Origin of the sequence: Providencia sp. PROV209 (genome assembly GCF_028479485.1) — a bacterium.
Lineage (GTDB): Bacteria > Pseudomonadota > Gammaproteobacteria > Enterobacterales > Enterobacteriaceae > Providencia > Providencia alcalifaciens.
On record NZ_JAMPNR010000008.1, the window covers coordinates 1 to 11,617 of the forward strand.

General features: G+C 43.1%; 8 protein-coding genes. 6 read left to right on the plus strand and 2 right to left on the minus strand.

Going from position 1 to position 11,617, the window contains the following annotated elements; translation table 11 throughout:
• Positions 1-111: 111 nt before the first annotated feature.
• Together btuF and mtnN are read right to left on the minus strand one after the other, a co-directional pair.
• Positions 112-945, minus strand: coding sequence for a vitamin B12 ABC transporter substrate-binding protein BtuF (btuF, locus tag PR795_RS07270; protein WP_036968064.1), 834 nt, complete (start codon positions 943-945; stop codon positions 112-114).
• Between the two features lie 77 nt (positions 946-1,022).
• Positions 1,023-1,715, minus strand: coding sequence for a 5'-methylthioadenosine/S-adenosylhomocysteine nucleosidase (mtnN, locus tag PR795_RS07275; RefSeq protein WP_036961586.1), 693 nt, complete (start codon positions 1,713-1,715; stop codon positions 1,023-1,025).
• Between the two features lie 131 nt (positions 1,716-1,846).
• Between mtnN and dgt the strand changes: the two genes are divergently transcribed.
• The 6 genes from dgt to eno all read left to right on the plus strand — a co-directional run bounded on the left by dgt (position 1,847) and on the right by eno (position 11,602).
• Positions 1,847-3,376, plus strand: a complete 1,530-nt coding sequence (dgt, locus tag PR795_RS07280) for a dGTPase (protein ID WP_006661062.1) — start codon at positions 1,847-1,849, stop codon at positions 3,374-3,376.
• Positions 3,377-3,567: 191 nt separating this feature from the next.
• Entirely contained in the window at positions 3,568-4,899 is a 1,332-nt protein-coding gene (rlmD, locus tag PR795_RS07285; protein WP_181480161.1) for a 23S rRNA (uracil(1939)-C(5))-methyltransferase RlmD, read from the plus strand.
• 16 nt (positions 4,900-4,915) lie between these two features.
• Positions 4,916-7,147 carry a GTP diphosphokinase gene (gene relA / locus PR795_RS07290; RefSeq protein WP_006659309.1) on the plus strand — a complete coding sequence of 744 codons (2,232 nt, stop codon included), beginning with the start codon at positions 4,916-4,918 and terminating at the stop codon, positions 7,145-7,147.
• A gap of 323 nt (positions 7,148-7,470) precedes the next feature.
• Positions 7,471-8,265 carry a nucleoside triphosphate pyrophosphohydrolase gene (mazG, locus tag PR795_RS07295; protein WP_181480160.1) on the plus strand — a complete coding sequence of 265 codons (795 nt, stop codon included), beginning with the start codon at positions 7,471-7,473 and terminating at the stop codon, positions 8,263-8,265.
• Positions 8,266-8,598: 333 nt separating this feature from the next.
• Positions 8,599-10,236, plus strand: coding sequence for a glutamine hydrolyzing CTP synthase (pyrG, locus tag PR795_RS07300; protein ID WP_006659307.1), 1,638 nt, complete (start codon positions 8,599-8,601; stop codon positions 10,234-10,236).
• A 64-nt stretch (positions 10,237-10,300) separates the two neighbouring features.
• Positions 10,301-11,602, plus strand: coding sequence for a phosphopyruvate hydratase (gene eno, locus PR795_RS07305; RefSeq protein WP_006659306.1), 1,302 nt, complete (start codon positions 10,301-10,303; stop codon positions 11,600-11,602).
• Positions 11,603-11,617 lie beyond the last annotated feature (15 nt).

Consider the following 11,617-nt stretch of genomic DNA (forward strand, 5'->3'; position numbering starts at 1 on the left):
AGGGATATCTTTGCTTTGCCGCCTACCTACAACCTCGAACTATTTAGAAAAACCCTTTCGTGATATTCAATCCTTAATTCTTAAGTTCTACTTCTTGGATACCTGTCTTTATTATTTATTCGGAAGTGTATTTAACTGAGCGCACAGCTGTTCGGTAGCATTAATGATGCGGGGACCAGCGCGGTGGAACCAATCCTCATTTAAGCGAATAATTGGGATGTTGAGTTGAGAATGCCAGAAGGCTTTTACCGTTTTTTCTTGCTCCGGTGAGCCAGTCATAATGATAGCGTCGGGTTTGCGAGTAAGGACTTGCTCACGGCTGACTTGAGGCCATTGAACTGCGCTATTTTCAAAAATATTTTGAGCGCCGCAGGTTTTCACGACATCATTTTGAATGGTCTGATCGCCAGCGCTAAATAAAGGCTGTGTGCCTAATTGAATAAATAGCCGCTTAGGTTTTTCATGATTCACCAATGTGTTTTTTTGCGCTTCTAAACGGCTGCGCATTTGCATAATATTTTTTTTAGCAATCTCTGGGTGAGGGCTATATTGTGAAAGCTCTTCTAGAGACGAAATAACGCCATCAATAGTTTGTGGGTCAAAATAGATAATTGGAATGCCCAACGACGCCAGTTGATCCAACGGACGCTGTGGATTTCCACCCCGCCATGCCAAGATTAAATCCGGTTTTAAGGCAACAATGCGTTCAATATTCATACCTTGCCAATCTGCCACTTGTTCAAGCTTTTGAGCAGCTTTTGGATAATCAGAATAAGCGCTAACAGCAACCAAGCTGTCTTCTAATCCTGCTGCGTAAGCGAGCTCGGTATTGGCTGGTGATAAGCTAATGACTCGGTACTTTGGCGCGGTGAATGCATGGCTTGCTAAGGTAAAGAAAAGCAGAAAACCAATTAGTGAGCGCATGAATTTGGAGGTTGAGTTCATATCATTACTTCACAAATAGGTATTAGAGAAAAGGCATAAAAGGGACTCAATTATGCCTTAATAAGATTAACAATGAATTAGGCTAATGCTGCGACAATCGCGGAAACCATCAATGAGGATTGGCGTGCAGCAACAGGTAAAAATTCATCAAAGCTAGTATGGGATTCTTTATCCGCCACATCTGAAATTGCGCGGACCACCACAAAAGGCACGTTAAACTGGTAGCAGACATGACCGATAGCAGCGGCTTCCATCTCAACGGCAGCAACGGTCGGGAAGGTAGCTTTGATGCGAGCTAAAGGCTCTGCGCCATTAATAAATGCGTCACCACTGCAAATCAGACCACGCACTGCGTTCATATCTAAGGCTTTAACACATTGTTCGGTTGTTTCAATTAATTTGGCATCTGCAATAAATGCAGGTGGGCACTGTGCCATTTGACCAGGTTCATATCCGAATGCAGTAACATCGGCATCGTGGTAGCGTACCTCGGTAGAGACAACAATATCACCGACATTTAAACGCGGATCTAAACCACCCGCTGAACCTGTATTGATGACCACATCTGGCTTGCAGTGTTCTAACAGTAACGTGGTGCCGATGGCGGCTGCCACTTTACCAATACCTGATTTTAATAAGGCAACATCAACGCCGTTCATTTTTCCTGTATAAATTTCACAGCCAGCAAGGCTCAATGTTTGGCAGCCTTCAATTCTTTCGCGCAGGGTCGCAACTTCTTGCTCCATCGCACCTATGATACCGATTTTCATTATGTCATACTCACTGTTGATTAATTAGACACTTATGCTGTAGATGGCTAAAGTGTAACATCGAAAGGTGGGTTTTCCTCTGCCTTTTCTTTGGGTACTCTGGAATTAAAAGGCGAGGTATAGAGGTAAGCATGGCGGAAAAAGAGATTAACTTTGTTAGAAAACTGAGTTTTCAACGTAATTATATTAGTGCCAAAAGCCAACGAATTTCCGCACAGGATGAAGACGCGGTAAACCGTTTATTTGAAAGTGATCGTGGACGTATCATTAACTCTGCCGCAATCCGTCGCTTACAACAGAAAACCCAAGTTTTTCCCCTCGAACAAAATTCCGCAGTACGCAGCCGTTTAACTCACTCTCTTGAAGTCCAGCAAGTCGGGCGTTACATCAGCAAAACAGTGCTGGGTGAGCTTAAAAAGAAAAAATTATTGGATGAATATGGACTGACCGAACGCTGTGATGCGTTTGAAAGCCTTGTCGAGATGGCGTGTTTGATGCACGACATTGGTAACCCACCATTTGGGCATTTTGGTGAAGCTGCGATTCAGCGCTGGTTTAGTAAATTATTAGCACCGGATTACGTGTTCACACCTGAGTCTCCTGACCCTTGTAAAATTAAAGCGTTGCAACTGACGGGAAATGAAAAACAAGACTTATTTCGTCGCCAGCTGAAGCGAGATTTATGTTCGTTCGAGGGAAATGCACAAGGGCTGCGAATGGCTCATCGTCTATTGAAGCTGAATTTAACCTACGCGCAAATTGGCTCGATTTTGAAATATACTCGCGGCGCCTATGACCTTGAACCTATTCCGTCAGAATTTGATTATTTAATGAAAAAACCAGGCTATTACTGGTCTGAAGTCGATTTTGTTAGCGAATTAACGAAAAAACTAGAGATGGACAAATATTGCCGCTTTCCACTCACTTATATCATGGAAGCAGCGGATGATATTTCCTATTGTATTGCTGATTTGGATGATGCGGCAGAGAAGGGAATTTATACTGTTGAGCAGCTGATCGAATACCTAAAAGCAGAATGGGGAGAGGTAAAATCAGGCGATTTATTCGAGCAAACCATCTTGCGCGCATTCAATAATATTAGTGATAACCATACAAGACGCATTCAGCAAGACCAGTTTTTTATGTACTTGCGTGTGAATATTACGGGAAAACTTGCTCACTATAGCGCCCAGCGTTTTATTCAACATCTGCCTGAAATTTATCACGGTCGTTTTAATAGTGCGTTACTGGAAGATAAAAGCCAAGAACATCGCCTCTTAAAAGCCTTGAAAACCGTGGCATTCAAACATGTCTTTAACCACCATGAGGTGGAAGAGTTAGAGCTACAAGGTTACCGAATTATCAGTGGATTATTGGATGTTTATAGTCCGCTATTAATGATGGATAGAGACGATTTTGCCTCATTAGTTGAACAAAATTACCATAAACATTTTTTTATCGAAACTCGCCTATTTCATAAATTATCCAATAAACATCGTCTGTCTTATAACGAAGCCTTAGAAAAAATATCTGCAACTCATGAAGCCGATAAATCAATGTTGGAGTTTTATTACCGCGCCAGACTTATTCAGGATTACATTAGTGGGATGACCGATCATTATGCATATGAAGAGTATCGAAAATTTATGGTCACCAATTAGTTCTGATAAAAAAAGTTAGTGTATAGCGTGACAAAAAAACTAAGTGGTCACTAATTTTAGGAAAAAAATGCTATGATAGCCCGTTAATTTGTCTCTCTAATTATCTGGCAGTTGCAGTGTTAATGTGAGTAAACACTTACCCACTAGCGACTTAAAATAGAATTTATTTAACCCTGTTTAGTGACTACTTTATGGCCCAATTTTACTCGCCAAATCGCCGTACCACCCAACGCCGTCAAATCACGGTTCATGTCGATAGTTTAGATGCCGCTGGGCAAGGCGTTGCTCGCCACGATGGCAAAGCCATATTTATTACGGGGTTATTGCCTGGGGAAGATGCGCAAGTCGAATTAACTGAAGACAAACGCCATTTTGCTAAAGCCAAAGTCATTAAACGTCTCAGTACAAGCGCTCAACGTGTGCAACCGAACTGCCGTTATTTTAACCAATGCGGTGGTTGCCAGCAGCAACATGTGGATATTGCACTTCAACGGGAAAGCAAAGCGCAAGCCTTACAACATTTAATGAAGCGAGAAACAGGTGTTGTGCTACCCGCCATTTCGGTGATAGGTGGGAAAGAATATGGCTATCGCCGCCGTGCCCGCTTAGGGCTGCAATACCAAAACAAATCCAATCATTTAATGATGGGGTTTCGCCAAACGCAAACCAATACGCTGGTGGACATTAAAAGTTGTTCTGTATTACACGCAGAACTCGATGCGCTGCTAGCACCGTTATCAACCTGCTTAAATCAGTTATCAATTGCCAGTAAATTAGGGCACGTAGAGCTTATTCATGGTGATAACGGCAACCTTATACTGTTACGTCATTTAGCCCCTGTTGACTCATCTGATAGAAAACGGCTGTTAGAATTTGCTCAATCTCACGGAGTCACTATTTGGTTGGCTGGCGATAATGGGCAACTACAGGCTCTTCAGGCTGATGCTACGTTACCGGAATATCAGGTGGCAGGTGAAATTTTACAGTTTAGTCCTGCTAACTTTATTCAGGTTAATGGGGAAATTAACCAGCAAATGGTCGCGCAAGCGATAGCATGGTTAGATCTAAGCCCAGAAGATAGAGTATTGGATCTTTTCTGCGGGATGGGTAACTTTACCCTGCCGATAGCTCGTTTAGCGAAAATGGTCGTGGGTGTTGAAGGTGTTGAAAATTTAGTCACTCAAGCGAAAAATAACGCCCAGCGCAACTCAATTGAGAACGCTGCGTTCTATAATGAAAACTTGGAAGAGCAGATTCACACTCAGCCGTGGGCACAAGAAGGCTTCAATAAAGTGTTATTGGATCCGGCTCGTGCAGGTGCCGCCGGCGTAATGGAACATTTAATTAAACTGATGCCAGAAAAAATTGTCTATGTTTCTTGTAATCCAACAACCTTAGCAAGAGACAGTAAGGTTTTGCTTGAAGGCGGGTATCAGTTATCTCAATTGCGGATGTTGGATATGTTTCCGCAAACAAGTCATCTGGAATCTATGGCGTTATTTGTTCGTAGCCCAGAGGAGTAACAGGTAGGGAGAATATATGGTTGCAGTAAGAAGTGCACATCTAACCCCAGCAGGTGAATTTGACCCCGAAAAATGGGTTAATGATTTGGGTTTGAATAATAAACAATCAGAAGAAAAACTCATCCATACCTGGCAGTATTGTCACGATAAATTATCGGGGCAAGATATCGCGCCTTTGCTACTGTGGCGCGGCATAGAAATGACCGAAATTTTATCCACGCTCAGCATGGATATTGGTAGCTTACAAGCCGCATTATTGTTCCCTCTGGTTGAAGAGGGAAAATTGGATGAACAATCCGTTATCGATGATTTTGGGCAATCTATCCATGCGCTGGTAAAAGGCGTGATTGAGATGGATGCTATCCGTGAACTTAAAGCCACTCAATCGAATGAAACCAGCTCTGTGCAGGTGGATAATATCCGCCGTATGCTATTGTCGATGGTGGAAGATTTTCGCTGTGTCGTTATTAAACTTGCGGAACGTATTGCGCATTTGCGTGAAGTAAAAGATGCCAGTGAAGATGAACGCGTCTTAGCGGCAAAAGAGTGTTCTAACATCTATGCACCTTTAGCAAATCGCTTAGGAATTGGGCAATTAAAATGGGAATTAGAAGATTTCTGTTTCCGTTATTTGCATCCAGATGAATACAAAAAAATAGCCAAATTGCTGCATGAGCGCCGTATTGACCGAGAAGAATATATTGATAACTTTGTCAGTACACTGCGCAAATATATGTTGAAAGAGCAAATCCAAGCCGAAGTGTATGGGCGACCAAAACACATTTACAGTATTTGGCGCAAAATGCAGAAAAAGTCCTTAGCATTTGGCGAGTTATACGATGTGCGTGCGGTGCGTATTGTGGTGGAGCGACTGCAAGATTGCTATGCAGCGTTAGGGATTGTTCACACCCATTTCCGTCATCTGCCCGATGAATTTGATGATTATGTGGCGAACCCGAAACCGAATGGTTATCAATCGATTCACACCGTAGTTTTAGGTCCTAACGGTAAAACCTTAGAAATCCAAATTCGCACCCGCCAAATGCATGAAGATGCTGAACTCGGCGTTGCTGCGCACTGGAAATACAAAGAAGGCGCAAGTGGTGTAGGCAAAGGCAGCAGCTACGAAAACCGAATTGCATGGTTGCGTAAACTTATCTCATGGCAAGAAGAGATGGCAGATTCTGGCGAAATGCTGGATGAAGTGCGTAGCCAAGTGTTTGATGACCGTGTGTATGTGTTTACGCCAAAAGGCGATGTAGTTGATTTACCTACAGGTTCGACACCACTCGATTTTGCTTATCATATTCACAGTGATGTCGGACACCGCTGTATTGGGGCGAAAATTGGTGGGCGCATCGTGCCATTTAGCTACCAATTACAGATGGGTGACCAAATTGAAATTATCACCCAAAAACACCCAAACCCGAGCCGTGACTGGCTTAATCCTAACCTAGGTTACGTGACGACCAGCCGCGGACGGGCGAAAATTCAAAACTGGTTCCGTAAACAAGACCGCGATAAAAACATTCTGGCGGGACGCCAAATTCTCGACAGCGAATTATCCCATCTGGATATCAGTTTACGAGATGCGGAGAAGCAGTTAATCGCGCGTTATAACGTACATTCACTGGATGAAGTGTTAGCCGGAATTGGCGGCGGCGATATTCGTATTAATCAGTTAGTTAACTTCCTGCAAGCCAAGTTTAATAAAGCGACGGCAGAGGAAGAAGATCGCGCGGCGATGAAGTCGCTAGAGAATAAATCAGGCGTTCCGAGAGCACCATCTCACGGGAGTGGTCGTGTGGTGGTCGAAGGGGTTGGTAACCTCATGCATCATATTGCCCGTTGTTGCCAGCCAATTCCCGGTGATGAAATTGTCGGATTTATTACCAAAGGTAGAGGGATCTCTATTCACAGCGCCGATTGTGAACAGCTTGCAGAGTTACAAAGCCATGCACCAGAGCGTGTCATCGATGCGGTTTGGGGAGAAAACTACTCCAGCGGTTACTCATTAGTCGTCAGAGTGATAGCGAATGACCGTAGTGGATTATTAAGGGATATCACCACAATCCTCGCAAACGAAAAAGTGAACGTATTAGGGGTAAGTAGCCGTAGCGATGTGAAACAGCAATTAGCGACCATCGATATGACTATCGAACTGTACAATATCGAGGTACTGGGTCGGGTGCTTTCGAAATTGAATCAGTTGCCGGATGTTATCGAGGCGAAACGTCACTCCTCCTGATTTTCTTCATATTTCGAGCTGTAGGGGTGTTGGCTACATTCACTAACCCTAGTCACATACTTATGTATGCTCCTAGGGATTAGTTCAATTGCTGCCTACCTACAACTCGAACTATTTTGAAAATGCATTTTCTTCATATTTTGGCGTGCAGCGTTGTTGGCTGTGCTCACTTACCGCATAGCTGCTTATCCAAACTATTTTGAAAATACTTTTTGACGGCTGCTATAACAAAAGCTTGAAAGATTTAGCGTATTCAATTTAATTTGGTTAAGGTATAACCCTCATTAAATCACCATGTAATTATTTTTTGATAAGGGTTAAATATGCAGCAGGGCAATAAACAAATTGAACGGTTACTCTCTATTATGGCGCGTTTGCGTGACCCGCAAAATGGCTGTCCGTGGGATACGCAGCAAACGTTTAAGACCATTGCCCCTTATACCCTAGAAGAAACCTATGAAGTTCTAGACGCCATTGAACGAGAAGATTTTACCGACTTAAAAGGCGAGTTGGGGGATCTCCTCTTTCAAGTTGTGTTCTACGCACAAATGGCGCAAGAGCAAAATCTATTTGATTTTGATGATATTTGCCAAGCCGTTAGCGACAAACTTGAACGTCGCCACCCACATATTTTTGACGAAAATAACGCTCTCAGTAGCCAAGAAGCGATTGCAGGTTGGGAACAACGTAAAGCCAAAGAACGTGCTGAGAAAGACCAATATTCTGTTTTAGATGATATTCCTAACGCGCTTCCCGCATTAATGAAAGCCTATAAAATTCAAAAACGTTGCGCTTCAGTGGGCTTTGATTGGGATACCCTTGGACCTGTCGCTGACAAAGTGACGGAAGAGCTCGCCGAGGTGATGGAGGAAGCGACTCAGGTTGTCGTGGATGAACAGCATCTTGAAGAAGAAATTGGCGATTTGCTGTTTGCCACGGTGAATTTATCTCGTCATTTAGGGCATAAGCCTGAGCTCGCGTTGCAAAAAGCCTGCAATAAGTTTGAACGCCGTTTTCGTGAAATCGAAAGAAGATTAGCAAAAACTGGCAAATCAACAGAAACTGCTACACTTGAAGAGATGGAAGCCTTATGGGTTTCTATCAAATTAGGTGAGTAGGGTTCGCCTTTGATGATAATCACGGATTGAAATAGTTATTCAAAATCAAACAATCTGCGAAATGATGTTTTTTCAGTGATAGATTGAGCTGAAAGGATTTAGCTTTTAGGTAAAAATGTGTTAACCTTGCAAAACAGTTGAATAGCACTCTAGAAAGTGACTATTTATCAAACGATAAATATTTTTATTTTTAACTTGCTGATTTATTTAAGGTATTAATGAAAACTAGCCTTATTGCGCTTAGAACATTTGTAGGAGATTTAAGGTTCGGGTATACTGTTTTCCCGTCCTGTTATATCCATCATCTTTTAAACCTAAACGTTCAGGTTCAGCATGAAAACTAATTATATTTTTGTGACCGGCGGGGTCGTATCCTCTCTGGGTAAAGGCATTGCCGCAGCCTCCTTGGCGGCTATACTCGAAGCCCGTGGACTCAATGTAACCATTATGAAATTGGATCCCTACATTAACGTAGATCCAGGTACAATGAGCCCAACCCAACACGGGGAAGTTTTCGTTACAGAAGACGGCGCTGAAACTGACTTGGATTTAGGTCATTATGAGCGTTTTATTCGTACCAAAATGACACGTCGCAACAACTTTACGACTGGACGTGTTTATTCTGAAGTCCTGCGCAAAGAGCGTCGTGGCGACTACTTAGGCGCGACCATCCAAGTTATTCCTCATATCACTAATGAAATCAAAGATCGCATCATCCGTGGTGGTGAAGGTCATGATGTTGTATTAGTCGAAATCGGCGGTACTGTCGGTGATATCGAGTCTCTGCCATTCCTTGAAGCAATTCGTCAAATGGCTGCTGAAGTGGGTCGTGAACACACGCTGTATATGCACTTAACATTAGTGCCATACTTAGCGGCTGCGGGCGAAGTGAAAACGAAACCAACACAGCATTCAGTGAAAGAATTACTGTCGATTGGTATTCAACCAGATGTACTGATCTGCCGTTCCGATCGCGTGATTCCTGCGAATGAGCGTGCGAAGATTGCCCTATTCTGTAATGTTCCAGAAAAAGCGGTTATCTCTCTGAAAGACGCAGATTCAATCTATAAAATCCCTGGCATGCTGAAGGCGCAAGGTTTAGATGAATACATCTGTAACCGTTTCCGTCTTGAATGCAAAGAAGCTGATTTATCTGAGTGGGAACAAGTTATTTACGAAGAAGCCAATCCAGCAGGTGAAGTCACTATTGGTATGGTGGGTAAATATGTTGAATTACCAGATGCATATAAGTCAGTTATCGAAGCACTGAAACATGCAGGTTTGAAAAATCGTTTAACGGTCAATATTAAGTTAATTGACTCTCAAGATATTGAAACCCGTGGGGTTGAGCTGCTCAAAGGTCTGGATGCGATTTTAGTACCAGGCGGGTTCGGTTCTCGTGGTATTGAAGGCAAAATTCTGACGGCACAATATGCGCGTGAGAATAAAATCCCTTATTTAGGTATTTGTCTGGGAATGCAAGTGGCGCTGATTGAGTTCGCACGTAATGTTGCGAATATGAAAGACGCGAACTCCACTGAATTTGATGCAGATTGCAAATTCCCAGTTGTTGCGCTGATTACTGAATGGCGTGACGAAGATGGCAACGTTGAAGTGCGTTCTGAAGAGAGCGACCTTGGCGGTACAATGCGTGTTGGTGGTCAGCAATGTCATTTAACCGATGGAAGCTTAGTGCGCGGTATGTACGGCGCAGAAACGATTGTTGAGCGTCACCGTCACCGTTACGAAGTGAACAATCTGCTGTTGAAACGTATCGAAGATGCGGGTCTGAACATTGCAGGTCGTTCTGTGGATAATAAACTGGTTGAAATCATTGAAAATCCAAACCACCCATGGTTTGTGGCTTGCCAGTTCCACCCAGAATTCACTTCGACCCCAAGAGATGGTCATCCATTGTTTGCAGGTTTTGTTAAAGCCGCTGGTAAGTACCAGAAAGGTGAGTTGAAATAAGATACGGGGAAGTCGGCAATTTTCGCCAACTTCCCGAAATTTAACTTGTACTGAGGAAAACCTAATGTCCAAAATTGTTAAAGTGATCGGTCGTGAAATCATTGATTCTCGTGGTAACCCAACTGTTGAAGCTGAAGTACATTTAGAAGGTGGTTTTGTTGGTTTAGCCGCAGCTCCATCAGGTGCATCTACAGGTTCTCGTGAAGCTCTGGAATTGCGTGATGGTGATAAATCACGTTTTCTGGGTAAAGGTGTTCTGAAAGCTGTTGCCGCTGTTAACGGTCCAATCGCTCAAGCAGTTATCGGTAAAGATGCTAAAGATCAAGCTAATATCGATAAAATCATGATTGACTTAGATGGTACTGAAAACAAATCTAAATTCGGTGCAAACGCAATTCTGGCAGTATCTTTAGCAAACGCGAAAGCGGCTGCTGCGGCAAAAGGTATGCCTCTGTATGAGCATATTTCTGATCTGAATGGTACTCACGGTCAATACTCTATGCCTCTGCCAATGATGAACATCATCAATGGTGGTGAGCACGCAGATAACAACGTTGATATCCAAGAATTCATGATTCAACCAGTTGGCGCACCGACTCTGAAAGAAGCGGTACGTATGGGTTCTGAAATTTTCCATCACTTAGCAAAAGTACTGAAATCTAAAGGTATGAACACGGCTGTTGGTGATGAAGGTGGTTATGCACCTAACTTAGAATCTAACGCTGCTGCACTGGCTGCTATCAAAGAAGCGGTTGAGCAAGCGGGCTACGTTCTGGGTAAAGATGTGACTCTGGCGATGGACTGTGCAGCTTCCGAGTTCTACAACAAAGAAACTGGCAACTATGAGCTGAAAGGCGAAGGTAAAACCTTCACTTCACAAGAGTTTACTCATTACTTAGAAGAGCTGACCAAACAATACCCAATCGTTTCTATCGAAGATGGTTTAAACGAATCTGACTGGGATGGTTTCGCATACCAAACTAAAGTTCTTGGCGACAAAATCCAATTAGTTGGTGACGATTTATTTGTAACTAACACTAAGATCTTAAAAGAAGGTATCGAGAAAGGCATCGCTAACTCAATCCTGATCAAATTCAACCAAATCGGTTCTCTGACTGAAACGTTAGCTGCGATTAAAATGGCGAAAGATGCTGGCTATACAGCGGTTATCTCTCACCGTTCAGGCGAAACTGAAGATGCAACGATTGCTGATTTAGCAGTGGGTACTGCAGCAGGTCAAATTAAAACAGGTTCTATGAGCCGTTCTGACCGTGTTGCTAAATACAACCAACTGATCCGTATTGAAGAAGCTCTGGGTAACAGCGCGCCATTCAACGGTCTGAAAGAAGTTAAAGGTCAAGCGTAATTGATATTCGCTTAG